The sequence below is a fragment of the Tumebacillus permanentifrigoris genome, from assembly GCF_003148565.1.
Classification (GTDB): domain Bacteria; phylum Bacillota; class Bacilli; order Tumebacillales; family Tumebacillaceae; genus Tumebacillus; species Tumebacillus permanentifrigoris.
This window is the reverse complement of the sequence record NZ_QGGL01000003.1, coordinates 165,914-191,883: the sequence shown is the minus strand read 5'-3', so window position 1 is coordinate 191,883 and position 25,970 is coordinate 165,914. Positions and strand designations below refer to the sequence as shown.

Below are 25,970 nucleotides of genomic sequence, written 5' to 3'. Positions count from 1 at the left end.
TAAGTAGAAAAGAGCCAGATTCCACACTTATGTGGGATCTGGCTTTTTTCAATCACGGGGGCCGTAGATGCGGTTGAGGTTCCACAGCGTGTGCAAGTGGTTCTCGTCGTCGAAAAACCAGAGGTTTGCGGATTTTGGTGGAGCTGGGTGAGCGACTTCGCTTGGTGGTGGAGGGAGGTTCGGGGTGTGTTCGCTGCTGTATAATCTGATGGAGGATGTGGCGACGGCGGAGATTTCTCGGGCGCAGTTCTGGCATCGGTGCTATTTTGCAACGTCCGATAATGTTCCTTATGGTAACCGTTATGTAGACTAGCCATTTTCTTTTTAGTTAACATAATATATATTATCGGACGTTGTTGATTTACCTAAAAAGGCATTCCCCTCGGCCAAGTTCTCGCTTGTCCGTGTCCGTTGACACAAAAATTAACTATTTGGATATCGCCCCAAAATACTCGACAACGACCTCACGGAATTCCAGAGCAGCTCGCGAAGTGTACCGACTCCTGTGCCATAATAACGCGATCTCCCGTACCAATTCGTGATTCTCTACTTGGAGATATTTGATATGTTCCCGTGAATTCCTTGCCGTGCTTGGTAGGAAGGCTATGCCAATTTCGGCTTCCACAAGCGCGCTTAGCCTTGCAGGTTCATCCCCCTCATACACATATTTAGGTACAAATCCAACCGATTTGCATAAAGAGTCCACTAAATCGCGAGTACCGTAGCCTTTCTTGACACCGACAAACCCTTCATCCCTTAGTTCTGTCAAGGATACGCTACGTCGGTCTGCCAGCCGATGCCCAATGGGAACTGCTACAAGGATGGGGTCGAGGAACACGATTTGACATTCAATGTCATCCCCTCTTATAGGAGGTGAGGACAAGCAGAAATCGACCTCTCCTCGATGAAGAAGCGTAACCATTTCCTGCGTGGTCAGCATTTGCACATGAAATTGGATATAGGGCCGCTTTTTCCGAAACTCTCGAAGGATATTTGGCAACGTGCTTGCGGTGGTCACCGCCAATTCGAGTGTGCCATGTTCCGGGCTGGCTAAATCGCTAAGCTCCTGCTTCCCCTGTTCCAATTCAAACAAAGCTCTTTCTGCACGACGAAGGAATCTGCTTCCGAACTCATTCAGTCGTAGCTTCCTCCCTATTCGATCGAATAGCGGGACCCCTAGATCCTCCTCCAAGCGTTGAATCGTTTTGCTTAGTGACGATTGAGTAACGTGCAGACTTCGTGCAGCTTCGGTCACATGTTCCAATCGAGCTACCGCGAGAAAATATTGCAGTTGAAGAAGTTCCATTTCGTACCCTCCACTCATTCCCTCAAGTCAATGAAAGTATAACATGAAATGCATTGGAATAAATAACCGATTTCAAGTACGATGACATCAATACACTTGGGGGGGACCAAAAATGAATGCTCGCAGCAGGTGGTTGATGATTTCCGTTGGACTGGGGGTGCTATTGAACCCATTAAATTCTTCGATGATTTCGGTTGCTCTTGCAAGGCTGCAACATGTGTACCACCTTGACTTTACAGATGTTTCCTGGGTTATTTTTTCTTTCTACATCGCGAGTGCGATCGCTCAACCTGTCATGGGGAAGGCCAGTGATTTATTCGGTCGCAAAAAGATCTTTCTCACCGGTCTTGTTGTAGCCTTCGTTGCATCATTAATAGCTCCACTCTCACCAAACTTTGGGTGGCTCATCGTGTTCCGCATTGTGCAATCCATCGGAACCAGCATGATGGTTGCCGTTGGAATGGCCATTGTGCGAATTCATATTACAGAGAAACAAGCGACTGCGCTATCCGTTTTGTCCATATTCCTGTCAGGAGCGGCAGCCATTGGACCCTTTATCGGCGGGGTCTTGATTCACTTGTGGGATTGGTCTGCTATCTTTTTCGTCAATATTCCGTTTGTGGTGGCGAGCTTTCTCCTAGCTTGGAGGACTATTCCAAAGGACGAACCGCCAACATCCGCTGCACGCAACATGTCTGTTCGCAAATGGTTTGATTTGATTGATGCGTTCGGGATTCTGCTCTTCACAGTGGGTCTGGTTGCCCTACTCGTTGGATTGCTGTCAGCAAAATCATCTGGTCATGTCTCATCTGGGCCTGTCATTCTCGGGCTGATCGGCCTCGTTGCATTGGGTGCTTTCGTACGACATGAGTTAAAAGCGACGTCACCCTTTATTCCTTTGCGCACATACGCCAAGTATCCTGCGATGACTTGGGTCAATGTCGAATTCATACTCGTTAACGTACTGTATTACTCGCTCTTTTTCGGGCTTCCGTCCTACTTGCAAATGGTTCGTCATGTCAGCGAGTTCCAAACAGGGATTCTCATGCTCAGTTTAGGCCTGTGCTCGCTCGTTGCTTCTCCTCTAGCAGGACGATGGATCGATAAATCAGGACCTCGACCAGCATTGCTAGTTTCCGGTCTGCTGATGACATTTGGGTCCGTGTGGATCGTGACATTGAATCAAACGTCACCGGTTACCAGTGTGTGTTTGGCTTTAGCTGCATTCGGTATTAGCAACGGGTTGAACAATGTCGGTATGCAAGCGGCCATGTTCAAAAGTTCTCCAAAAGAAATGATCGGTGTAGCATCCGGATTATTTATGACATCGAGATATCTGGGAACCATACTCTCTTCCTTGTTGCTAAGTATCTTAATGGGAGATACGTTCAGCGCCGGGGGATTTCGACTGCTAGGGGTTATCCTCTCGGTACTTGCATTGTCCTTGGTGTTCATGAGTTGGCGGCGCCGGGAGTCAGGTCAACCCGTTTCCTAACATAAAAAACCATCACCTGTTCTGTACAGAATGGTGATGGCCGGTACTCATGCAATTTTGTTTGACTTAATTGGCTTGAGGGAAACAGCCACAAGTCGCCCAGGTCGATAAGCAAATGCCTGTGCAAAAATCAGTTGCCGAGCCAGAAGCATTAGCAGTCATGCCTCCACGATTGACAGTGGGTGTGACGAGAATGTCGAGATCAAACATCTTTTCCATTCAGCAACCTCCTTTACATGAGAATTTTTCTAGGATGTATGTCTGAGGTGCCCTGTGAGTGACGTTGTTCAATGCCTCATGAAAACGATCATTCACCCTCCTATTTTATCATATTTAATTATAGCGTTCAATGAGAAATTGTATATTTTATTAATTTATTGAACTGTGCATGAATTATTACACAAATAGGGAAAAGTCAGAACGAGCAGTACAATCCTGCTGTAACGTGTATCACAAGACCCTCGTCGCCTGCATCCAGATGTATCGGAGCGAAATGTCTCCACCGTCACAAAAAAAAACGAAGACTCCACAGAGTCTTCGTTTTTTCATGCACACGCAGTCCTACACGCGCAACAAGTACAGATACGTATTCGGAGTTCCAAAATCGATGCACTTCTCAATCGTCAGCCCGGATGCGACGAACAGACGTTCGTAGTCACCCTTGCTCGGAATCTGCACTTCCATAAAGTCGTGTACGAGTTCATACCCGACGTTGAAGATCGGCAGTTTTGCATCTTCCTCCTCACGCGACATCTGTACAGTGTCCGCGATCAGGAAGTATTTCAGATTCGGGAAGGCATTGCGTAAGCGGTCGAAGATCGTATCACGAATGCTGTCGATGTTGTAGAGGTCGTGGAACATCATGAAGCAACTGAGGATTTCCACGTTCGCCATCACGTCTTGGTATTTGTCAGACTGGAACGTGTCGAGGGCGTTGGTGCAGATCATCTTCAGACGATCTTCCAAGCCGTGTTGCACCACGTTGGCCTCCGCCAGCTCGATGGCTGCCGCTGCGATGTCGACCCCTACCCCTTGGATGTGTGGATAGCGCTGGCAGAACTGCACCAGACGTCCGCCGTTGCCGCACCCAAGATCCGCGATGTGGGTGAATTCCAGTCCATCCAGCACCTCATAGAGCAGATCGGTCATCAGGTTGCGGTTGCACATGTCAGCCCCAAGCGCGACCAAACCGTTGTCGCGCAGATGCCCCCAAGCTTTCGAGGTGGTGGCCAACTGCCCTAACTCTTGGAAGATCTTGCCGTATCCGCCGACACTCCAGACGAAATACCCAAGATCGCGGCGCAACTCTTCCCCCATCGCCGTCATGCGTACCGTGCCGTCCGCTTGAAACTCAAAGTACCCGAGCAGGCTACCCGTCCGGAGCAACCCTTCCAAGCGAGGTTGGTCACACTTCGTCTGTTCTGCCAATTCTGGCACCGTCATGGATACTTGTGGCCCCATGATATGGAACAGTCCGATCTGGTGCAAGGCATACGCCATGTGTGCCCCTACATATCCGTTAAACATCTGGACCGGTTGCATCGGCTCGACTTGTTTGTTCGTGATCATCTTCATACCTAAATTCCTCCCCAATTACATTCTGATCTGTTCCTCTACTTGCTGTAAGTGCTTGGCGAGGGCTTCAACCTGAGGCTGTTGTCTTCAGCCCAGCAGGTCGTCTCGTTCTCGTGTCAGGTCGACTTGCAAGGAATGTCTGCTCACCGTAGCTTCGATCTCAGAAAGCCACCTGAATCCCTCCTCGAAACAGAATCCCAAAGGCAGTTTCACGTAGTACTGAATATTGCGACATCGAATTTTTAGAATCACTAGCAATTCGTAAAGGTACCAAAGGGATAATGTTTTCACTATTATATTCTATTTTCCGCTCTGGATACATCCTTTTATTTTCGCTTACATAAATAATGAATTAGTTCCGTGTACAATCAACATCATGTAGTCCGACAATATGTTCGTAAGTGGATATTAGTGATTGGGGTAAATTGGAATGTTAGTACTCCGAAGCATCAGAGACCGAGCGCTTCACATGAAAAAAGAGACCCCCTGCAGGGTCTCTTTTTCGTAGGTATTTAGTTGATCACTGATTGAATTTTTTCGGAAATCGTCTGCGCAGATTGCTGCAACAGTGCCAGTTCCTCATCGGTGAGTTGGAGTTTTAACACTTCGCGCACACCGCTGCTGTCGACGATACAAGGTACACCGAGGTACACGCCAGAGATTCCGTGGTAGTCTTCTAAGTACGTCGAGACGTTTAGTACCGCCGATTCGTCGTGCATGATCGCGGCGACAATCCGGTCGAGTGCCAATGCAATTGCGTAGTATGTGGAACCCTTGGCATCGATGATCTGGTACGCTGCATCGCGGGTGTTGGTGTAGATCTCCTGCTTTTCGGCATCACTCAGTGAAACATCGATTCCGGCGATGTTCGCCCGACTCCAGACCGGAAGTTCAGTGTCACCATGTTCTCCGATGATATGCGCATGGACGCTGCGAGGATCGACGCCGAGCTTGTCTCCGATCAGGTAGCGAAAGCGTGCGCTGTCTAGCAACGTGCCTGAGCCGATAACGCGCTGGGACGGCCAACCTGATTTGCGATAGGACAGGTAGGCCATGATGTCGACCGGGTTGGTGGCGATCAGCAGGATGCCATCTTGGTTGTACTTGGTGATGTTTTCGATGATGCTGTCAAAAATACCGGCGTTGCGCTTCAAGAGATCAAGTCGAGTTTCGCCCGGACGCTGGGCTGAACCGGCCGCGATAATGATGATACTGGCTCCGGCACAGTCGGCGTAACTTCCTTGCCACACGCGAGTTCCGCCGAGAAAAGGCATCCCGTGGTTCATGTCTAGCGCGTCACCGAGCGCTTTTTTCTCGTTGGCATCGATCAGGACGAGTTCTTGGCACCGTTGGCGTAGCAACAGCGTGTATGCGGTGGTCGAGCCCACGTCGCCCACGCCGATGATGCAGATGCGAGGTTGTTTGTTCAAGTAGAGGGCTCCTTCCGATTATTTGGATTTTCCCTCAGTGTACCCCGCAAACCGCATCGCGTATATCAGGGAAAACCCTGAATTTTCGCAGGGTTTGTTTCCATAATATATGTTATGTAATGTGCGTGTGGCTTAGTCTTCCAGATAGATCATCTTGCGGGTCATGCCGCCGTCGATGACGAGATTCACACCGGTCACAAAATCATTGCGTTCATCTGTCAAAAACAGACAGGCCCGCGCGATGTCCTCAGGTGTCCCCACACGCCCGGCCGGGTGCTGGGCATGGTCTTCCGGACGCAATTTCTCGTACTCGGTGTTCTGGATCCAGCCCGGCGAGATGCAGTTGACCTGGATGCGGTCCGGGCCGAGTGAGACGGCCAGCGCGTGCGTAAGTGCGAGCAGGCCGCCTTTTGAAGCAGCGTAGGCTTCGGTGTTGGGCTCGGACATCAGCGCCCGCGTGGAGGACATGTTGATGATCTTGCCCCCGCTCACCTGTTCCTTCATTAGCTTGGCTGCCTCCCGAGCACAGAGAAACGCACTGCGCAAGTTGGTGTGCAGGACATCGTCCCACTCCTCCACCGTCAGTTCATACGGCGACTTCCAGCGCGAGATCCCCGCGTTGTTGATCAACACATCCAGCCTGCCATAGCGCTCCCCCACTTGTTGAAAAAGCGCCTGAATCTCCTCGGGCCGCCGCACATCAACTGCCCAGGCCATCGACGGGATGCCGACTTCCGGGTAGGCGTCCTGCAGTTCGCGCAACGTCCGGTCTGCCAAGTCGCCGTCTACATCGACGACGACCACGACAAATCCAGCTGCGGCGTATCCATGTGCCACTCCATGCCCGATGCCGCGACCGGCACCCGTGATCAGTGCAACTTTTTGTTCCTGATGGGTGTTCAAGGTCATTCCACGTACTCCCATCTGTGTTCGACTTTGGTGAGTTTCGGGTGTGCGGGAACGTCGTACTTCTGGTCGATCACCAGCCGAACTTTCTTCATACATTCATCAAAAGATGCGAACTGCGCCATCGCGTTCGCATACCCGTCTGTGACATAGAGAAAGTACGGTGGGCGGTACTTTTCTTCAAAGTAACGCAGGATCAGTTCCAAGGGTGTGTACTTTTTGCGCTTCTCCTCCCAATTGTCCACTGTGACTCGCACGGCGGTGGACGGGAGATCATCGACCATTGCATCGACGGCCTTCAATCGTTTATGAAAGGCGGGTAGCTCTGTCCAGCCCATGTTTTTTGCTGTTTTCTCATGGTGTGGAAACAACACGATCTGCGCGAAGTTCCTTACCTCCGCGAACTCCACGATCTTCGCCAGATCGGCCGCTTCGAAGTCCACGAACGCGTCCAACATGAGGATCGTCCCTCGTGCGGGGTCTTGGGCAATCTTCGGATCATAGCCGTGCTCGACCATACGCTTGTCCTTGGCCATCCACTCATCCCCTTTCACTTCATCGGTACTTGTACTTTTCGGTTTCATGGCAGGACTTTCCTCTAGTTTGCCACATCGCTTGACGGTTTTACCCAAATAAAGTTATACTGAATTCAGAAAGTTTCCTTCGGGCAAAATTATTGTGTGTAGCTAAGAATGTGAGCGGATTGAAAACTTCTTCACCAAAACCAAAAGGCCGGCATACCCTTGTTAGCGAGCCAACGGTTTTTCTTTTTTGCCGCAATGTTTCCCTTGGGCAAAAAAATTAGGTTAGGCTATCTTCTTAAAAAACGAGGTGTTTGTCGAATGAAAGAGTCAAACAACCAAGCCACATTGACACCGGAAACAGGATGGAGAACGGAGAAAGTGAGCAACTCACTGTCTGAAGTGTACCGCTCGATGCCAGTACCGAAAAAGGGGTCTTGGTTCCGCAAGTTTATGGCGTTTTTCGGACCTGGATACTTAGTTGCCGTCGGGTACATGGACCCTGGAAACTGGGCGACGGATATCGCGGGCGGTTCGAAATTTGGCTACACGCTCTTGTCAGTGATCTTGATCTCGAACCTGATGGCGATCCTCCTGCAGGCGCTGTCCGGGAAGCTGGGCATCGCAACAGGTCGCGACTTGGCACAGGCGTGCCGGGATGCATACAGTCGGCCGGTTTCGTTCCTGCTCTGGGTGCTCTGCGAACTGGCGATTGCCGCCTGTGACCTCGCGGAGTTGATCGGTTCTGCGATCGCGTTAAACTTGCTGTTCGGATTGCCGCTGCTGTGGGGCGTGTTGCTCACCTCGGTCGATGTGTTGCTCGTCCTGCTCTTGCAGAACAAAGGATTCCGGTATATTGAAGCGATGGTGATTGCGTTGATCCTGACGATCGGCCTCTGCTTTGGTGTTGAGCTGTTCCTCTCCAAGCCGGACATGGGCGGTGTGATGAGCGGATTCGTCCCGAGTGCTGAGATCATCACCAACCCGGCGATGCTCTACATCGCCATCGGGATCCTCGGTGCAACCGTTATGCCGCACAACCTCTACCTGCACTCGTCGATCGTCCAGACGCGCAGCTATGACGAGACCGCGCTGGGCAAGCGTGAAGCGATCAAATACTCGACGTGGGACTCCACGATCGCGCTGCTGTTCGCACTGTTCATCAACGCGGCCATTCTCATCCTCGCCTCCGCCACCTTCCACAGTACGGGCAACACCGAAGTTGCGGAGATCCAAGACGCCTATCACCTGCTCACCCCGCTACTCGGCACGACGGCTGCCAGCATCCTGTTCGGTGTAGCCCTGCTCGCTTCCGGTCAAAACTCCACACTAACCGGTACGTTGGCAGGTCAGATCGTCATGGAAGGCTTCCTGAACATCCGCATCAAAGCTTGGTTACGCCGTCTGATCACCCGGGTCATCGCGATCATTCCGGCAGTCATCGTCACGGCACTGTACGGAGAAAGCGGGACGATCGATCTCTTGATCCTCAGCCAAGTCATCCTGTCGCTGCAACTCTCCTTCGCGGTCATCCCGCTGGTCAAGTTCACAAGTGACAAGAAAAAAATGGGCGAGTTCGTCAACCCGCTCTGGTTGAAGATCCTCGCTTGGACGGTGGCTGTTGTGATTGCCGGTCTGAATCTCTATCTGCTGTATGGTACGTTGTATGGGTAAACTGCAAACCGATGAAGCGAGCGCTGTGCAAGAGCGCTCGCTTTTTCTTATGTCTAGAAAACGATTTCGATGCCTGATGAGGCAGGAGTTCCCAGTTTCAAACACGAAAGGTTTTGCCAGACACAAATTGAGATTACGTGGAGAGGGGTGTTTGATTTGGATCTTTTTTTGCAATCAACAGCGATCATTCTCGCTTCGCTGTTCATGATGGCAGCGCTGTTTTTCACGGTGGTGCCGATCTTGCCAGGGACGCTGTTCGTGATACCAGGCTTCCTGATCTACGGCTGGATGGTTGATTGGGATCATTTCTCATGGGTGTTCTGGGTGGGCCAGATTCTGTTGATCATCGTCAACTTCCTGTCTGATAACGTCGCGCAGATTTTTGGCGTCAAGAAAATGGGCGGAAGCAAGGGTGGTATGATCGGTGGATCGCTCGGGATGTTTATCCTCCCGCTGGTGATCTCCCCGCTCGGGCCACTGGCGATACTTTTCGGCCCGCTGCTAGGCGCTGTGCTTGGCGCGATGGTCGGTGAGATGCTGATGCGTCGCAAGAGCCATGAGGTCGTAAAAGTCGGCTGGGGCTCGTTGTTGAGCTTCCTCGCGGGTACGGTCTTCAAGGTGTTGCTGGTGGGCATCCAGATCGTTTGGTTCTATTTGGCGATTTTCTAAGAAATAACAGTGACCACGGTTGACCCTCCTGAGTATTGGGTATAGTACCAAGAAAAGGAGGGTTTTGCTATGAATATGGACTATTATCATGAAGTGATCGACCACCGCAAATTGTCCGAGGAACTGCACCGGACCCCGTGGTGGGAGTCACTGATGCATAACGACCGGTTCAAAGAAGCCCTGCACCAAAACTACCACATGCGCTTGCAATTGGGCGACTCCTCCTACCTCAAAAAGCTTCTGCGCTCGGAATCAGAACGCCAAACGTTCCTCTCCCAAGTGTATCACCCCTCCCCTGAACATCTCGCGAATACAGATGAGGACTGACACCATGACTGGGCGTTTCGCGTAGACTGTAACACCATTCCCATCTGAAAGGGTGCGAGCCATGAGGAAAATTCATTTTGTTGGGATCAAAGGGGCTGGAACGAGCGCGTTGGCGCAATTGTACGCTCGGATGGGGTACGAGGTCACCGGTTCGGATAGTCAGGAAGTGTTTTTCACCGACGAACTGCTCTCACAAGCGGGCATCACATATATATCATCACCGTCTGCGGTGAACGTCGAGGGCGTGGACTTGGTCTGCCACTCGCCTGCTTACAATGAGCATCATGTGGAGATCGCCCGTGCGCACGAACTGGGCATCCCTGTCTACAACTATCCGCAAATGCTCGGGAAATTGACGCAGGAACGCCCGAGCATTCTGATCACCGGCACGCATGGCAAGACGACGACCACCTCGATGGTCGGGGCGATGCTGACCGCCACCGAACAGGACCCGATGGTGGTGATCGGCAGCAAGAACTACAACATCGGTAGCAACGCGCGTTACGGCGCGGGCATGCTCGTTGCCGAAGCCTGTGAATACAAGCGGCACTTCCTGTATTACCAACCGCAGGTGCTCGTCGTCAACAACATCGATTTCGATCACCCAGACTACTTCCGCGATCTCGACGATGTATTCCTCAGCTTCCAGCAGTTGGTCGACAAACTGCCGGAGGACGGTGTGCTGGTGGCCTGCGGAGACGATCCGCTCTGCCGGAAGCTCGAGACGGAGGCGCAGGTGCTCTACTTCGGCCTCGATCCCAGCAACGACATCTACGCGACGAACATTCACGAAGAGCGCGGGGTGCTGCGCTTTGACGTCTGGGAAGGCAGCAGACCGTTGGGAACGTTGCAGTTTCGATCGCTTGGCCAACACAATGTCCTGAACGCGCTGGCGACGATCGCGGTGTCCCGCTATCTGAAACAAAACTTCGAGGATGTGCAAGTCTCGCTCAGCCAGTTCCAAGGCGTGTATCGCCGCTTTGACTACCTAGGGCGTCTCGGCGGTATGGAGGTGTACGACGACTACGCCCACCATCCCAGCGAAATCTCGACGACGTTGCGTGCAGTCAAAGCCTCGTTCCCGAACGATCCCTTGATCACGGTGTTCCAACCACACACCTACTCGCGAACGCAGAAGTTTCTCACCGAGTTCGTCGACTCCTTGACACTGTCTGACGAAGTGTTGCTGGTGAAACTGTTCTCCTCCGCTCGAGAGCAAGACCCTGGCGATGCGCTGACCGAACAGTTAGCCGATGCGATTCGCCAGCGCGGCAAGTTGGTGACTTATGTCGAGAACTTAGAGGAAGGCACACGCTTCCTCCGGCACTATGCGAGCAACAATCAAGGCATCGTCCTCACGATGGGTGCTGGCAACGTTCGCGGGATCGGCGAAGACTCGCTGTCCTTCCTGCTCGAATCCAAATCAGAGTAGTCAGGCTGCCCTCGTGGAGGGCGGCTTTTTTATTTCCTTATTTCCATAGAAATAAGAATTTTCGTTGCGTTTCGCGGAATGGAGGCAGAATTTTGTCGGGAGAAGGCCAAGTTTGCTGTGGGGCGCTAGGAGGCATTCTGAGAGGTTTTGTTCAGAGGGGGTACAAAGGTATTCAGGATGTGAAACAAGGGGCTTAAATAGGAAAATAGAAGGTCGGAATTTCATAGGTAGTTCACATAACATCACTTGATTGGGCGAATCGCCTCTCGATCTAGCCGCGGAAATTAAGAAAATGCCTTTTTGAATCTATATATGGCGATAATAAACACTTATCGCTATAATAAGATCTATAGAGAATCTTTTGGGAGGTCTTCGTAATTATGACAATGGATTCGCAAAATTCCCTACCGGTACCGACAGGAACAAGCGTTCCCTCTCTTGCAAATGAGATGGGGATCATGAACGATGAACACTTGATCACCCTCTTCCTGAATCGTCCACGCCCAAAAGCTTGGTCAAAGATGACTCGCAAAGCCTACCACCGTGATCTGCAAGCCTTTCTAAATTTCATCGACGGCACTCCACTCGCCGCCGTTACCTACGTACAGCTCGCCTCCTACTTCAATACGTTGGAGGGATACGCACCCGCTACTCAACAGCGCATGATTATCATCATGAAGTCGCTGTTCCTGTTCGCCCACCGCCTCGGCTACATCCAACGGAATCCAGCAATCCTGATTGCTGCACCCCGTGTTCCTAACCGTGCCACGCACAAACGTTCGCTGATGGTAGCGGAAGCACAGAAACTACTCGCAGCGTCCAAAGACAATGATCGCGCCTATCTGATCGTCGTGTTGTTGATGACGACCGGTGTTCGGGTAGAGGAACTCTGCCAGGCGAACTGGTGTGATCTGTATGAAGATATGCGCGGCAACATCGGCTGGATGGTACGAGGGAAGGGTGACAAGGACCGCCCCGTGCTGATCCGACCAGACGTCTGGGAGTTGTTACAAAACTTCCGTCGACTCTGTGGGAAAAACCCAAAACTCGATCCGGGCGATCGCACCCCCTTGGTGATCACCCGTCGCTTTACCCGCTATCGTCAAAATGGAGTTCGCGATATGATGTACCGCCTGTCGCGTGCGGCCGGACTGTCACGACTCATCTCGCCACACGTACTGCGTCATACTTGTGCAACATTCGCCCTTGAAGCGGAAGCGCCCCTGCTGCAAGTGCAACGCCAGATGGGACACGAAAGTTTGCGAACGACCGAACGCTACTTGCATGATATCCGTGAACTGAGCGAAAGTGCTGGTGGGTACATCAATCAAGTGACAATCTAACGAATCAAACTTGGTTGACTGTAATAATGTTATGTCTCCAATACTTTTCCTAAGGAAGGAGCCACCTTGAAACACACCGACATCGTGGAGCACCGACCCTATCCGCTCCCCAGTACACGTTGGGCGATGACCCAGACTTGGAACCGGCTGTTGTTCGCGCATTGGCCGATTCCAGTGTCCGCTCTGCGTGAACAGATCCCTGCAGAACTGGAGATTGACACCTATGACGGGGTAACCTATATCGCGGTCGTGCCCTTCGATATGAGCGACATCCGGGCACGCTACCTGCCGCAAATTCCCTACACCAACAAGTTTCCAGAATTGAACGTTCGTGCCTATGTTACGCGAGATGGCAAGCCTGGCGTGTACTTTTTCAGCCTCGACGCGACCAATCCACTCGCGGTGTCGGTCACTCAACATCTATTCTCCCTCCCCTATTATCATGCACAGATGAGTTCGAAACAGGGACAGTTGATCTGGCCACTGGTTAAAGTCGTAGACCTGTCCAAATGAATCGCGAGAAAGCAGCCATGTCGGCCACATTCGACATGGCTTTAGTTTTCATAATATTTATTATGGAAACGAGACGGGATTTTTCGAATCTCGCCCCAACGATAGCGCAACAGCGGCCACAGGCCGGAATCCTCCATCCCAAGCCGCCAGAGTGACAAACCTGCCAACCCGTAGCGGTTGATGATCGTGACCTTCTGCGACAGGCTTGAGGTGTTCTCGAACCAAACCTGATGCTTCGCCCCCTGACTGTCCTGATAGCTAAACATCGGCGTCTGACTCACAGGATCGAACTTCACGTGCGCACGGTATTGGCGTGCTCGATTCATCGCTCCTTCGCTGGACAGATAGTCGGGCAACTGGCTGTGTTCCTTCCAATCATACGCGTACCCCGCGATCCCGAGCAGGATCTTCTCTGCGGGCACGCCTGTTGCGATCGCATGACGAACGCCCATCTCCGCCCAGCTTAGTGAGCATAGTGGACCAGGTCCCGTGTACATCCGATGTTCTGTGTTCAGGACGAGTGACATCCAATCCACCGCCTCGCCGATTCGCGCAAGATCGAACGCCATCGTGCTCGTAATTCCTCGCAACGTCCCCTGCACAATCGGCACGTTGACCACCAGCTTCCAACCGCGTCGACGACATAGGCCTTGCAACGCTTCGACCCACTCCGCGAACACTTCACGGTCTGCCGCCTCCACATCAACCCAATCCAGCAAAACTCCATCCAAGTGATATCGTTCATACGTGTGCTCCACCGCCTGCAACAGGTGCCCCTTATAGGTTCTCAGTACCTGTGCAATCGTGTGGCGGGTGTCCACTCCAGACGGATAGTAGATGCTGGTGAGCGCGGCCAGTACCTGTACCCCTCGTTCGTGAGCGGCGCGGATCACCTGTTCGATCTGTGCTGGCTCAGCGAAGGACTGCAACCGCCACGGCTCCTCCGGGGCAACTTGGAACCACAGGGGGAAGATCCCGCTCAAGCCTGCCTCCCCCAGTTTCTCCAAGGCCCGTTCACTGCTTGGGTAGACTCCCTCTGCTCCTGTAAAAGCAGCGAATGCATAGCGCGGGGTTCGAGGTCGAGGGGTGGGTGACGGTATTGCGGGGACAGTCGCGGGCCGCTTGGGTTTTAGCACTTGCACGATGCGGCCAGGGGTAAGCACCGTATCGGGTGACATTGCGTTCAACTGGGCCACCGCCCCCGCAGTGCTCTGGTACCGCTCGGCGATCGAAGCCAGCGTGTCTCCCTCTTGCACGATCACGTAGTGTAACTGCGTCGTGGAGATGTCCCCCACCTCCTCAAGATCTCGAATCCACGACCGCTACTTTTCGATGGGTGAGAGCTTGGCGCGGATCGGCCCCCAAGACGCGGGGTCCTCCAGACCCAATCGCCAATGCAAGATGCCACCGAGATTGAAGCGCCGCACGAGATCCAGTTTGAGCGACAGGCTCCGCGCATCTTCGTACCAGGCATGATGCAGGTCGCCACGGGCGTCCCGGTAGTCAAAGTGCGGCACGCGATAGGTCGGATGAAATTGTGCGGTCGCTTTGTGTTGACTTTGCAACCGTTGGATCGCGGCGTAAGACAACGCGCGCGCCCCTGGATTGTTGTCTGTCCAGTCGTACCCATACGCCGCGATGCCGAGCAGGATCTTGCGCGGCGGAACTCCAGCGTTGATCGCCAGACGCACCGTGCGCTCCACCCAAGGCAGTGAAGCAACCGGTCCCGGCGAGCCTTGCGCAGGTTTGTGTTCGTCATAGGTCATGATACCCAGATAATCGACGCTTGCGGCCAGCCCTGGATAGTCGAAGTCCATCGAAAACGGCTGATGGTTCGCATCGCCCAACACATCGACGACGAGCAACTTCCCCTGTCCGTGCAGTTGCGACGCCAATTCGCGGACAAATGCGGTGTAATTCGCGGTATCGCCTGGCTTCAACCGCTCAAAGTCCAGGTTCACGCCATCAAATCCATACTCCTCGACCAACCGCAAGACATTGCGCACGAACACCGTGCGGTTGGCGGTGATCGCGCTATGCAACACCTGTGTCCGCGATGTGCCCGGTCGCTTGTCAGTATTGTGAATGGAAGCCAGCACTTTTACGCCGCGCCTGTGCGCATCTGCGACCTGAGTGCGAATCGTTGCCGCAGCGACACGAGACTTGATCTGCCCTGCTGAGCCTAGATGGAGGTCAAACCAGTATGGAGCGATCGCCGACAACAGTGCGCTGTGTTGATGCAAGGACGCTTGGCTGCCCGGCAGGCTGACTCCCATCGGTCCGGCATAGAAGCCGAGTACAAATTGCTGTCCAGCCTTCGGTTCGCGAGTCTCGCCGCCATGCGTCCATACTTTTACCACATCCCCTACCACGATCTCTTGCAGGCCTGGATTGAGCTGGCGCAGTTCCTCGTGTGTGATCCCATAGCGTTGCGATAGATCAGCCAATGTCTCATTGGATTTGACGACGACATAGGTGATCCGTGATCCTCTCATCCGCTCGTACCCCCGTTCCCGTTCTTGGTGTTCTGTCGCAACTATCCTATGCAGGCGCATCGTGTTGTGACAGCTGTCCAAATACAGGAACATATGTTCTGCACCCATCATAGGGCTCACTCAATCAGCTTGTCAAGAAAAAATAAGAACTCATGTTTGTATCTAGTACTCGTGTGTGGTATAATTTCTGCTATAAACTAACTTCGAACATATTTTCCCATTGAAATACATTCAGACCGAGTATGAGGAGTTGTTCGCACTATGCTGAAGCTGTCCAAGCGTCAACAGGAGATCATGGATTTCATCAAGAACGAAGTACGGGCCAAGGGATACCCACCGTCCGTCCGCGAGATCGGCGAAGCGGTTGGTTTGGCTTCTAGTTCCACTGTACATGGGCATCTCGCCCGTCTCGAACAAAAGGGTCTGATCCGCCGTGACCCGACCAAGCCCCGTGCGATCGAAGTATTGGATTTGGAAGCCGATACGGAGAGCGGGCGTTTTGAATACTCGACGATCATGGCTCCAATCATCGGGAAAGTCACCGCTGGCCAGCCGATCACGGCGATTGAAAATGTCGAGGATTACTTCCCATTGCCGACCTCGTTTGTCGGGGATTCGGCGGTGTTCCTGCTGAATGTCTCCGGAGAATCGATGATCGATGCGGGCATTTATGACGGCGACCTCGTGATCGTTCGCCAGCAGTCCACCGCGCACAACGGCGAGATCGTCGTCGCGATGACCGAGGATGACGAAGCCACCGTCAAGCGCTTCTATAAGGAAGCCGACCACATCCGTCTCCAGCCGGAGAACCCTACGCTTGAACCCATGCGCTACAACAACGTAACCATCTTGGGTAAAGTCATCGGCGTCTTCCGCCACATCGACTAATTCTCACCGCCTACAACCACATACGTAGAAAAAGCGCATGAGCCCTTGACGGCCATGCGCTTTTTTTTGACTACACCTCTACCCGAGACCTTGGTTGGCTGAACTCGAGCGCGTTGGTGCGCACACCCTCACGGCGGATGAAGGCACCGTTGACATGCTCCCAAACCCAGCCAGAACGTTTGCGCCCACCATAAGGGGCGTGGAGATTGCGGCCATAGTAATGCAACCACGTCTCATTGTGGAAGACAGCTCCGTGGGAGCGCTCAAGTTCCGCTACCTCGTCTGACCCACCCCCGTACAAACTCGCCGTCAACCCAAATGGAGAATCAGATGCCAGTTGCAAGGCTTCTTCCCAGTTCCTCACTCGCTGGATGGCGATGACCGGGCCAAACGTCTCGTCCTGCATGATCTTCATCGAATGGTTCACATCGGTGACCACCGTCGGATGGACAAAAAACGCTGCGCTGCCGTCTTGCAACGTGCCCGTCTCGATCTGACCGCCAGTCTCTACCTTCGCACCTCGATTCAAGGCGTCTTGCCACTGTTCCTCGATGCGCTGTGCCACCCGACGGCTCAAGATCGGGCCAATGCCTGTGCTTTGCAACTGCGGGTCGCCTACGGTCTGCCCGCGCGTCAGTTCGACTACCCGTGCCAAGAACTTGTCGTACACACCGCTTTGCACATAAAATCGCTCTGGAGATGTGCAGGCTTGCCCCGCGTTGTAATAGCCGGCGTATACGGCATGAGCGGCTGCCAGTTCCACATCCGCATCATCGAGCACCACGAACGGGTCCTTGCCCGGCCCTTCAAAAATAAACTTGGTCTGCGTCGAGCGCATCCGCTCTTCATATTCGACCGCCCACACATCGTCGCCAAAAACGATCACGACCTTCGTGTCCGGGTCCTCCGCTACCCCGTGTAGGAACTCTGCGCCCGATTCACGTTCAAATACCACGCCGTCCAGATGTGTCAAGATCAAGTCCTGCAAGCGGTCGCCCCATTCGCGCAACCCGCTGGGGAAGCGTGCACGAACTCGATTGCCCGCCAGATAGGCGGTGCCGATGGTGTTGACCGGGTTCGATAGGGTGGCGTTGCTCGGGAACATGATCCCGACCGTACCCACAGGTTCACGGTCGATGAGCCACGGCAGGATCTCGCCAAACGCCCGCAAGCGGCGAATCGCTAATTGGATCTCGCCCGCTGCAATCGCATGCCGGCGCTTGGTTGTCGCCATGATCAAACTCAGCAGCGCATGTTGTTCTGATTCAATGGTGTCTGCCAGCGCATGAAGCGCCGCCAGACGGCGATGTACTTCGTTCAAGCTCTCACGTCCTCTCCAGTTGCACTTCGTGCTCGACTCCACCGAGTGTCCGCTGAGCGCGGAGCATCCCTTTGTTCACTTTGTTCGTTGCCGTGCGCGGAAGGTTCTCACAAATCTCCCAATATCGTGGGACCTTAAAAGCAGCGAGGTGCATCCGGCACCAGGTGAGCAGGCTGTCCACCGATAGCTCGCTCCCTTCGGTCGGCATCACGAACGCTTTGATATCTTCGCCCCCGAACCGATCAGGCACTCCGATCACGGCCGACAGCCCGACTTGTTCGTGGCGATTCAGCACATCCTCGATGCCAGCAGGCGCGATATTCTCACCTCGGCGGCGGATGATATCCTTTTTGCGGGAGACGAAGTAGTAGTACCCTTCCTCATCGCAATAGCCCAGGTCACCGGTGAGGTACCACCCCTCACAGAACGCACGTTCGGTCACTTCAGGAGCTTTGAAATACTCGCGCATCATCACGCGATTTTTTCGGACTTGAATCTCCCCGACACTCCCCACCGCGACTTCATGACCACCGTCATCGGCGATGCGCACCTCATGGTAGGCGGCGGCTTTGCCGATCGAACCTTCCTTCGAGAGTGCTATGCTGTTTGCGAGCACCGTGTTGGTCTCACTGAGCCCATATCCTTCAACCACGCGCACGCCGAATCGCTTTTGAAAAGCATCGAGCAGTTCCGCTCGTGCCCCACCCCCATAGACGGCGCGCAGCTTGTGCGAGCGCTCCAACGGGTGTTGAGGAGACTGTACCAACAACGCCAACATCTCGCCCAGATGGCGGAAAACGGTTGCTCCACTCTGATGGACCTGTTCCCAGAAGCGGCTGCCGCTAAACTTAGACACCAGTGCGATGCTGGCACCGCCCGCCACCGCACTGGCGGCAAACGATTGTCCCGCCATATGGAACAGCGGCAAGCAGCCCATAAACCGATCCTCTGGCGTCACTTCGATCCAGCGCACGAACTCATGAGCAGGTATCACATAGCTGTCATGGGAGAGCAGGCACCCTTTGGGACGACCGGTTGTACCCGATGTGTACAACAGCGCAACCGGGTCGGATGCCGCCACCTCCAGATCGGGCGTAAACTCGGACGGCACCAGCAACGACTCGAACGGCACCGCACCGCTCCTCCTCTCGCCAACAGTCACCTGAGCGCGCAGTCTGGGCAAGTTCTGATGTGCATCAAGCACTTCCATATCACCGATCAGAACCACCACCTCGGCGTGTGTCAACAGTTCGTCGCGCTCCTGCACCGTCAGTGCAGGATTGAGCGGAACGAGCACTCCCCCCAATTTGGCCATTGCGAACAACAAGTACAACAACTCAGGTCCATTGGGCAAGACAACCCCAACAGATTCACCACCCAAGACCCCCAGTGCGCGCAAGCCATGCGCCAATCCGTTGACTTGGCGGTTGAACAACTCATAGGAAACCGTGTTCGCCTGCCCGATCTGCACCAAAAACGGGCGATCGCCCGCCTTCAACACCGCCGCTTCCAGCAGTTCACCCAATGTCATAGCACCAGCCCCCTTCTCAACACGTAACAGGGTAGCGTGGACATCGCACTTTTGAGCGACTGAAATCCTTCGATCACATACCCGCGGTCTAGGTAATGCTGGAACATCTTGCGCGTGTCGAAGCGCCATTTGCAAGCAAGTTCCAGGTTCTGCGCCTTGATCATCTGGATGTCGTCAGGAATCTGGATCAGCAACGTTTCTTCTTCCAGATCAGATTTCCAACTCCGATTCATCGGCAGTCCTAACGTGGCGTCCATGACCACTTCGTTGACCAACGTCCCCTCCAGTTCAACCGCCCCCACGACCTTGTGCAACAAGGGCTCCTCCTCCGCCAAGTGCCACTCCACCAACAATCGATCCGTTTCCAACCCCGCGTTCAGCCCGTGCCCAGTGCCGTACAGGTTGGTCAGATACTTTTTGGAGATGGCACCCAACTTCGTCAGATTTAGATGCGCATTCCGACTGACCAGCGGATCAAATGTCCAGGTGATCAAGTCGATGCCTTGCGCCCGCACCGCTTCACTTTGCACCAACTTGAGGTGATAGCCGATCCCATAGGTTTGATAAGCAGGGTCGATGCCCATGATCACCGAGCATTGCTTCAGCCAGCGCGTCGGTGTCAAACCGGGAAACGAATACACGAACCCGACCAAGCGCTGCTCCTGATTGAAAGCCCCGATCACCAGCCCGCCATTCTCCTGTGCGGTGATCAGATCAAGCGTGGGAACCTTGCCAATATCATCGGCACCCCAGATCTTCATCTGTAGAGCTTCGCACTGACGATACTCGTCCACACTGTGTACCAAGCGCAATTCGAGCGTCTCTCCCGTCAACAACTCGAGACGCCGCTGCACGACGGAAGCTGGAAACACTTGATGCACGACCTTCAACCCCTTCACTGTCAACTAAATATCCCAGACCAGAAATGAAATCTAGATTCATAATTATTATTTGATAAGAGTTTAATTGAATACCACATATAATAGTATGAAGTACCCAAAAACGTCAATGTCATATTTTACTACTTACTCCTTCGTAATAATGTTATTTATTCTCGATTGAAAACAGTCTCGCACAGCAAAAAAGCGCATGAGCCCACGAATGGCCATGCGCTTTGGGATGTTTTGTTCTGCTCCTTGCAAGTCGAGCATCAGCGACTTTGTCGAACACCTGCGATATACGTAGCTCTCACCTGATGGTCATCGTCCAGCCAAACAAAATCAGCGTCATAACCGCTGGCAAGTTGACCCTTCCGGTCTGTGAGTCCAAGCACAGCAGCCGGCGTGCTCGACGCCATGATCACAGCGTCTGCCAGTGGTACACGACCCAGTGTGACCATGTTGCGAACAGCTCGGTCGAGTGTGAGCGTGCTTCCGGCCAGCGTCCCATCCTCGAGGCGCGCCTCTCCGTTCACCAACTGCACTTGCAACCCGCCCAAGTCGTAGGCTCCATCCTGCATGCCAACCGCGCGCATCCCATCGCTGACGAGGACGAGATGCTCACGTCGCTTGACTTTGTACAAGATATTCATCACCGCTGGATGCACATGCACACCGTCTGCGATCAACTCTGCGGTTAACGCCTCATGGTACATCGCCGCCCCAACCACGCCGGGTTCACGATGGTGCAAGCCGCGCATCGCATTGCAACAGTGCGTCACATGCCCAAGCCCGTGCTCCATCGCCTCCGTCACATCCGCAAATGTCGCATCCGAATGCCCGACCGAAACGCACACACCTTGTTCATGCAAGTAGGCGATCACATCCGCCGCCTCGGGATGCTCGGGAGCCAATGTGACCAATTTCAACAAGCCTTGCCCGGCTTCCACCAGCCGCTTCGCATCGCGAAGCAGCGGACGCACGACATGCGCCTCATTTTGCGCCCCTTTGTAGCGGGCATTGATCCACGGTCCTTCGAGGTGTACGCCGAGGAGGCGGGCGCCGACCGCGGCGTTTTTGGAAAACACAACGCAAGTCTGCAGGACATGTTCGAGATGGTCTAGGTCGCCAGTCAACGTCGTGGCGAGGAATCCCGTCACCCCGTAGGAAGCGAGCGCCTGCGCGATCGTTTCCAGTCCTGCGCTGGTGCCGTCCATCACGTCTGCACCATGCGCTCCGTGAACGTGGATATCCAGAAAACCGGGCACGAGGCACCCGGTCTCAAACACGTGATCTGGCACTTCCTCGCGCTGTGGGCCGACGAAGGTGAATCGGCCGCCTTCGCAGATCAAGATCTGGTCATCGCGAAATTCTCCGTCGACCAGCGCCCGACCTCGCAAGATCTGTTTGCTCATGCTCATAGCCTCCGTGTCTTAGGTAAAAGCGGCGCGGTGTAGCGAGCGCCGCCAAGTCGACAGATTCGCAGCGGGCGTCAAGTGAACACGATTGGTCAAGGCGACGACCGCCGTGCGAGAGGTCCGATCGTACCACATCGACGTTCCGGTGAACCCGGTGTGTCCGAATGCTTCTGGCAAAAACGCCTCCCCTGCCCACGCGCCAACCTCCCACCCCAAGCCGCGCGTCAATCCTGGAGGAGTTGTGTCTGTCTGGCTGGTCGTCGCGAGGCGGATGAGTTCAGGAGCGAGAAAATCCTGCCCCTCCTCCGCCCACATCTGCAAGTATCGAGCCGTGTCTGCGGCTGTGGAAAACAATCCAGCGTGACCGCTCACTCCCTGTAGCCCGTAGTGACAATTGCAGTCGTGTACCTCACCGCAGATTGTCTCTGTGCGCCACGGGAACTCCGCGATCTCGCACGGCGTTGCGTAGTCCAGACACATCCGGCGCTCGATGCCGTTGCCAACTTCGGTGGCAACGGCATCTTTTCCCGCCTCGAGGTACCCTGTGTTCTCCATCCCCAGCGGTGCAAACACCAAGTCGCGGGTCAGGTCCGCCAGCGGTTTCTGCCAGATGTCCTCCAGCACGAACCCGAGTAGGATCAGCCCGAGGTCGCTGTACACAGACTGCACACCCGTCTCATAGTCCAAGCGTTCCGCCTTGATCCGGTCGAGGTATGCCGCTCTGCCTTGCGCCCATAAATACAGGGGCTTCCATGCAGGAAGCCCCGAAGTGTGGGTGAGCAAGTGTTGGATTGTGATGTTTCGCAAAACCGGTCGATCAAGTTCGAGCCGTCCTAGTTGGATCGAACGCAGCACGGCGGGAAGTGTCGCCATCACTTTGGTGAGCGAGGCGACGTCAAAAACGGCATCGACCGTCATCGGCCGCCGCCGTGGTGTCAACTCAGCCTGTCCGAACGCTTCGTGCAGGACCTCGTGACCACCACGGCTGACGTGTACGACAGCTCCGGCGAACATCCCCTCTGCCAACCCCTGCTCCACCACATCCCGAACATTCATTCTCATTCCTTGACGCCGCCCACAGTCAAGCCCTTGATGAAGTACCGCTGGAAGGCCATGAACACGAGGATCATCGGAACGGCCGCCACTGCCGCACCGCTCATCAGCAGCTTGAAGATTGCGAGGTTTTGGTCCTGCAGGGTCTTCAACCCGACGGGCAACGTGTACAGGTCCGCATCGTTCAAGACGATGATCGGCCAGAGGAACGAGTTCCACACGTTCATGAACGTGAAGATCCCAAGCGTCGCCAACGCTGGTTTTGCCAGCGGAACGACGACCGTCCAGAATGTTTTCCATTCTGAGGCCCCGTCGATTTTCGCGGCATCGAGCAGGTCAGACGGGATCGAGAGCATGTACTGACGCATCAGGAACACCCCGAACACCATGCTCAGATCGGGCAGGATCAGCGCCCAGTGCGTGTTCATCAACCCGAACTTTTGGACCATGATGAACAGCGGGACCAACGTGATCTGACCGGGCACCATCATCGTCGCCACGATCAGCCAGAAAATCAAGTTGCGGCCGGGGAAGTCCTTTTTGGCCAGCGCATACCCGGCCATCGTGTCGAGGAACAAGATGCCGACCGTCACCACGATGGAAATGTAGCCAGAGTTGAAGAACCAGCGCCAGATGTTCGTGCTGTGGAACAGTTGTTGGAACCCGGAGAACGTGTCGGTGACGATCTGGCTCCGGCTCTCAGGATGGGTGAAATACTCGATGATCCCCATCGGAATCATCTTGGGCGGTTCGGACTCCACATAGTCTGGCAACTGCAAGGCCGTGCTGAACACCCAGTACAGCGGAAGCAGTGAGATGACCGCCCAGACGAGGAGTACAACGTAGGTCAACCAGCGTGTCGGTGAATGTTTGATCCTCATGTCTCTCCTCCTCCTAGTCTTCTTCCGCCTTGCGGTAGAGCAGCCAGTATTGTGCGATACCGAACAGCAGCGTGATCACGAACAGCACGATCGCCTGTGCGGAGGCCAGCCCAAACTCCAAGTCGCGGAACGCGGTTTTGTAGACCAAGGACACCAACGTCTCCGTGGCGTGCCCTGGACCGCCACCAGTCATCAGCAGGATCTGCGTGAACACTTGGAACGAGCCGATCAGCGACAGCATCGTCAGGTACAACGTCGTCGGTTTCAACAGCGGCACGGTAATCCGCCACCAGCGTTGGAACCCGTTGGCTCCGTCGATCTCCGCCGCTTCGTACAGCTGCTCAGGGATCGAGCCCATCGCCGCCAAGTACATGATGATTCCAACTCCCGGCGGGATCAGGACGCTCATGATGATCAGCGCCCACAGTGCCGTGCTGGACTGGTTGAGCCAGTCCGGTGTAGGCAGGCCGAAGATGCTGAGCATGTAGTTGAAGAGTCCGTACCGGTAGTTGTACACCCAGCGCCAGACCATCGCGATGATGACCATCGAGGTCACGGTCGGCAGGTAGAACGCGCCTCGGAAAAAGCTCTGGCCGAGTCGTCCGAGCGGATGAATCAAAGTCGCCAGCCCCAAGGCGATCAGCACTTGCAACGGCACGGTGACCACCGTGTACTGCAAGGTGTTCCACAGCGCACTGCGGAACAATTCGCTTTTGGCGACCGACTCGAAGTTTTTCAGACCTACCCACTCACTGCCGAACACCCCATACTCCTGAAACGCGAGCACGAACGCCCAGATGATCGGGATGAGGATGAAGGCGGTGAACAGGATCAGCTTGGGCATCAGAAACAGATAGGCGGCTCGTTGTTTCCACATCTCGCGCAGGAGCGACGACCGCCGCCGCGTGGCGGGCTGGGTCGTCGCTTGTGCATCGAGGTGGGATTTGGTCGCGTGCGGGGAACTCACAGCAGTACCTCCCTATTTCGAGAGCAGTTCATCGGCAGTCTTTTTCGCTTCCTTCATCGCGTCCTCTGGGGATTTCTCTCCGTTCAGAACGAGTTGGAGCTGCGACTGGATCGCTTCATCGATCTTTTTCCATTGTTGATGCTTGGGCACCATCACAGCGTTTTGGGTGAGTTTTTGCGCTTGTTGCATTTGCAGGTTTTCTCCAAACGGATTCGCGTCGACTGCCGATTGGCGGGTCGGGAACGTGCCGTAGTTTTTCGCGGTGACGACTTGCTGATCCTTCGAAGTGAGTTGCTTCATCAGATCGGCGAGCACCTTTTTCTTGCCAGCATCCTCTTGGTGGAACATCATCCAACCACCCACGCCACCGATCGTCACCGGCTTGCCAGAGCCTGTCGGGTAGGCAGCGACCATGAAGTTGGACATCTTGGCTTTTTGTGCAGCCGAGATCGCCCACGTCGCCCATGGTTCCACTGCGACGTTTTTCTGTGCAGAGAAGGCTTTCCACGTGCCGCCGACATCGCCGGAGCCCATCTCCTTCGGAGCTACCGGAAGCGTTTTGAGATCTGCCAGTTTCTTCATCGCGCCCGTCGCTTCTTTGGAGTCAAACGTAAACTTGCTCATGTCGTCCGACAGCGGGCGTCCGCCATCCATATAGAGGAACGGCCAGGATTCGTAGTACCCGTTTTTGACATAGGTGGAGAGGCCGTAGACATCGGTCTTGCCATCGCCGTCTTTGTCATAGGTCAGTTTTTTCATGTCGGCGACAAATTCATCCCACGTCCATTGCCCATCCTTCGGCGGCTCGACGTTGCGCTCCTTGAAGAGGTCGAGGTTGAGCAACATGCCGTGAACGGTCATGCCGAGCGGCAGGCCGTAAAGCTTGCCATCCTGCGTCCAAGCGCTGATGGCATTAGGCAGGAAGTCTTTTTTCTCATCGGCGGTGATAAACTCATCGACCGGCTCCAGAACTTTTTGCTTGACGAAGGTCGGGTTGACGCCGTTGCCGGAGATGTCGACCGGTGCGAGATCCGGCCAGGCCTTCCCTGCGATGGAGACGCCGAGCTTGTCATTCAGCTCCGCCCAAGGCACTTGGACAATCTCAACCGTAACCCCTGGATGTGAGGTCTCGAAGGCTTTTTTCTGCGACTCGATCCACGCGTACTTGTTGGCGTTCTCCTCCCAACGCGGGCCATCCCAGATCGTGATCTTGCCCGTCCAATTGGAGGCGGTCTCCTGCGTGGCGGTGGTGTCTTTGCTACAGCCCGTCACGGTGACGGCGAGAATCGATGCGGTGGCGAGAACGGCCAAGGTCTTCGTGTAGTTCATAAAATGGATTCCTCCTCA

Annotated in this window: 25 protein-coding genes; 9 read left to right on the top strand and 16 right to left on the bottom strand. The window is 54.4% G+C overall.

Annotation, left to right across the window (positions count from 1 at the left end; genetic code table 11):
- The first annotated feature begins 184 nt into the window (after nucleotides 1–184).
- Nucleotides 185–313, top strand: coding sequence for a hypothetical protein (locus C7459_RS24115; protein WP_109686896.1), 129 nt, complete (start codon nucleotides 185–187; stop codon nucleotides 311–313).
- A 114-nt stretch (nucleotides 314–427) separates the two neighbouring features.
- Here C7459_RS24115 and C7459_RS04790 read toward each other — a convergent pair whose 3' ends face one another.
- Nucleotides 428–1,306 (bottom strand): LysR family transcriptional regulator, encoded by an 879-nt coding sequence (locus tag C7459_RS04790; RefSeq protein ID WP_109686894.1) that lies wholly within the window; start codon nucleotides 1,304–1,306, stop codon nucleotides 428–430.
- A 112-nt stretch (nucleotides 1,307–1,418) separates the two neighbouring features.
- On the opposite strand from C7459_RS04790, the gene C7459_RS04785 reads away from it, so the two are divergent.
- Nucleotides 1,419–2,801 (top strand): MFS transporter, encoded by a 1,383-nt coding sequence (locus C7459_RS04785; RefSeq protein WP_109686892.1) that lies wholly within the window; start codon nucleotides 1,419–1,421, stop codon nucleotides 2,799–2,801.
- A gap of 66 nt (nucleotides 2,802–2,867) precedes the next feature.
- On the opposite strand, the gene C7459_RS23155 is transcribed toward C7459_RS04785, so the two are convergent.
- The 5 genes from C7459_RS23155 to C7459_RS04765 form a co-directional block, all read right to left on the bottom strand.
- Nucleotides 2,868–3,020 carry a hypothetical protein gene (locus tag C7459_RS23155; protein ID WP_170119273.1) on the bottom strand — a complete coding sequence of 51 codons (153 nt, stop codon included), beginning with the start codon at nucleotides 3,018–3,020 and terminating at the stop codon, nucleotides 2,868–2,870.
- Between the two features lie 342 nt (nucleotides 3,021–3,362).
- Complete coding sequence (locus tag C7459_RS04780; protein ID WP_109686887.1) at nucleotides 3,363–4,376, bottom strand: methyltransferase domain-containing protein; 1,014 nt, start codon at nucleotides 4,374–4,376, stop codon at nucleotides 3,363–3,365.
- A 512-nt stretch (nucleotides 4,377–4,888) separates the two neighbouring features.
- Entirely contained in the window at nucleotides 4,889–5,806 is a 918-nt protein-coding gene (locus C7459_RS04775; protein WP_109686885.1) for an L-lactate dehydrogenase, read from the bottom strand.
- Between the two features lie 132 nt (nucleotides 5,807–5,938).
- Nucleotides 5,939–6,715, bottom strand: a complete 777-nt coding sequence (locus C7459_RS04770; RefSeq protein ID WP_109686884.1) for an SDR family NAD(P)-dependent oxidoreductase — start codon at nucleotides 6,713–6,715, stop codon at nucleotides 5,939–5,941.
- Nucleotides 6,712–7,296, bottom strand: a complete 585-nt coding sequence (locus tag C7459_RS04765) for a hypothetical protein (protein WP_109686882.1) — start codon at nucleotides 7,294–7,296, stop codon at nucleotides 6,712–6,714. Before C7459_RS04765 ends, C7459_RS04770 begins: the two co-directional genes overlap by 4 nt.
- Before the next feature lie 258 nt (nucleotides 7,297–7,554).
- On the opposite strand from C7459_RS04765, the gene C7459_RS04760 reads away from it, so the two are divergent.
- From C7459_RS04760 to C7459_RS04735, 6 genes are all read left to right on the top strand, one after another.
- The gene (locus tag C7459_RS04760; RefSeq protein ID WP_109686880.1) at nucleotides 7,555–8,907 is read left to right on the top strand and encodes an Nramp family divalent metal transporter; all 1,353 of its coding nucleotides are present in this window, start codon (nucleotides 7,555–7,557) and stop codon (nucleotides 8,905–8,907) included.
- A gap of 156 nt (nucleotides 8,908–9,063) precedes the next feature.
- Nucleotides 9,064–9,576, top strand: coding sequence for a DUF456 domain-containing protein (locus tag C7459_RS04755; protein ID WP_170119272.1), 513 nt, complete (start codon nucleotides 9,064–9,066; stop codon nucleotides 9,574–9,576).
- Between the two features lie 69 nt (nucleotides 9,577–9,645).
- Complete coding sequence (locus C7459_RS04750) at nucleotides 9,646–9,903, top strand: hypothetical protein (protein WP_109686876.1); 258 nt, start codon at nucleotides 9,646–9,648, stop codon at nucleotides 9,901–9,903.
- 61 nt (nucleotides 9,904–9,964) lie between these two features.
- Nucleotides 9,965–11,335 carry a UDP-N-acetylmuramate--L-alanine ligase gene (gene murC, locus C7459_RS04745; RefSeq protein ID WP_109686874.1) on the top strand — a complete coding sequence of 457 codons (1,371 nt, stop codon included), beginning with the start codon at nucleotides 9,965–9,967 and terminating at the stop codon, nucleotides 11,333–11,335.
- Between the two features lie 458 nt (nucleotides 11,336–11,793).
- Nucleotides 11,794–12,678: a tyrosine-type recombinase/integrase gene (locus C7459_RS04740; RefSeq protein WP_170119271.1), complete on the top strand. Its 885-nt coding sequence runs from the start codon at nucleotides 11,794–11,796 to the stop codon at nucleotides 12,676–12,678.
- Nucleotides 12,679–12,744: 66 nt separating this feature from the next.
- Nucleotides 12,745–13,191 carry a YqjF family protein gene (locus C7459_RS04735; RefSeq protein WP_109686870.1) on the top strand — a complete coding sequence of 149 codons (447 nt, stop codon included), beginning with the start codon at nucleotides 12,745–12,747 and terminating at the stop codon, nucleotides 13,189–13,191.
- A 41-nt stretch (nucleotides 13,192–13,232) separates the two neighbouring features.
- Here the strand turns inward: C7459_RS04735 and C7459_RS04730 are convergent, their stop codons facing one another.
- Together C7459_RS04730 and C7459_RS04725 are read right to left on the bottom strand one after the other, a co-directional pair.
- Nucleotides 13,233–14,486: a LysM peptidoglycan-binding domain-containing protein gene (locus tag C7459_RS04730; protein ID WP_109686868.1), complete on the bottom strand. Its 1,254-nt coding sequence runs from the start codon at nucleotides 14,484–14,486 to the stop codon at nucleotides 13,233–13,235.
- Nucleotides 14,487–14,513: 27 nt separating this feature from the next.
- Entirely contained in the window at nucleotides 14,514–15,686 is a 1,173-nt protein-coding gene (locus tag C7459_RS04725; RefSeq protein ID WP_170119270.1) for a LysM peptidoglycan-binding domain-containing protein, read from the bottom strand.
- A 261-nt stretch (nucleotides 15,687–15,947) separates the two neighbouring features.
- On the opposite strand from C7459_RS04725, the gene lexA reads away from it, so the two are divergent.
- Nucleotides 15,948–16,574 (top strand): transcriptional repressor LexA, encoded by a 627-nt coding sequence (gene lexA, locus C7459_RS04720; protein ID WP_109686863.1) that lies wholly within the window; start codon nucleotides 15,948–15,950, stop codon nucleotides 16,572–16,574.
- 70 nt (nucleotides 16,575–16,644) lie between these two features.
- Here the strand turns inward: lexA and C7459_RS04715 are convergent, their stop codons facing one another.
- From C7459_RS04715 to C7459_RS04685, 8 genes are all read right to left on the bottom strand, one after another.
- Nucleotides 16,645–17,895 (bottom strand): aldehyde dehydrogenase family protein, encoded by a 1,251-nt coding sequence (locus C7459_RS04715; RefSeq protein WP_170119269.1) that lies wholly within the window; start codon nucleotides 17,893–17,895, stop codon nucleotides 16,645–16,647.
- A gap of 4 nt (nucleotides 17,896–17,899) precedes the next feature.
- Complete coding sequence (locus tag C7459_RS04710; protein WP_170119268.1) at nucleotides 17,900–19,426, bottom strand: AMP-binding protein; 1,527 nt, start codon at nucleotides 19,424–19,426, stop codon at nucleotides 17,900–17,902.
- A complete protein-coding gene (locus C7459_RS23150) occupies nucleotides 19,423–20,307 on the bottom strand; it encodes a GNAT family N-acetyltransferase (protein ID WP_170119267.1) in 885 nt (294 codons plus the stop codon). Before C7459_RS23150 ends, C7459_RS04710 begins: the two co-directional genes overlap by 4 nt.
- Nucleotides 20,308–20,576: 269 nt before the next feature.
- Entirely contained in the window at nucleotides 20,577–21,719 is a 1,143-nt protein-coding gene (gene nagA / locus C7459_RS04705; protein ID WP_109686857.1) for an N-acetylglucosamine-6-phosphate deacetylase, read from the bottom strand.
- An 18-nt stretch (nucleotides 21,720–21,737) separates the two neighbouring features.
- Complete coding sequence (locus tag C7459_RS04700) at nucleotides 21,738–22,784, bottom strand: serine hydrolase domain-containing protein (protein ID WP_109686855.1); 1,047 nt, start codon at nucleotides 22,782–22,784, stop codon at nucleotides 21,738–21,740.
- Nucleotides 22,781–23,656 carry a carbohydrate ABC transporter permease gene (locus C7459_RS04695; protein ID WP_109686853.1) on the bottom strand — a complete coding sequence of 292 codons (876 nt, stop codon included), beginning with the start codon at nucleotides 23,654–23,656 and terminating at the stop codon, nucleotides 22,781–22,783. The genes C7459_RS04700 and C7459_RS04695 overlap by 4 nt, the downstream gene beginning before the upstream one ends.
- 13 nt (nucleotides 23,657–23,669) lie before the next feature.
- Nucleotides 23,670–24,623: a carbohydrate ABC transporter permease gene (locus tag C7459_RS04690; RefSeq protein ID WP_245884393.1), complete on the bottom strand. Its 954-nt coding sequence runs from the start codon at nucleotides 24,621–24,623 to the stop codon at nucleotides 23,670–23,672.
- A 12-nt stretch (nucleotides 24,624–24,635) separates the two neighbouring features.
- Nucleotides 24,636–25,952: a sugar ABC transporter substrate-binding protein gene (locus C7459_RS04685; protein ID WP_109686851.1), complete on the bottom strand. Its 1,317-nt coding sequence runs from the start codon at nucleotides 25,950–25,952 to the stop codon at nucleotides 24,636–24,638.
- Between the last annotated feature and the right edge of the window lie 18 nt (nucleotides 25,953–25,970).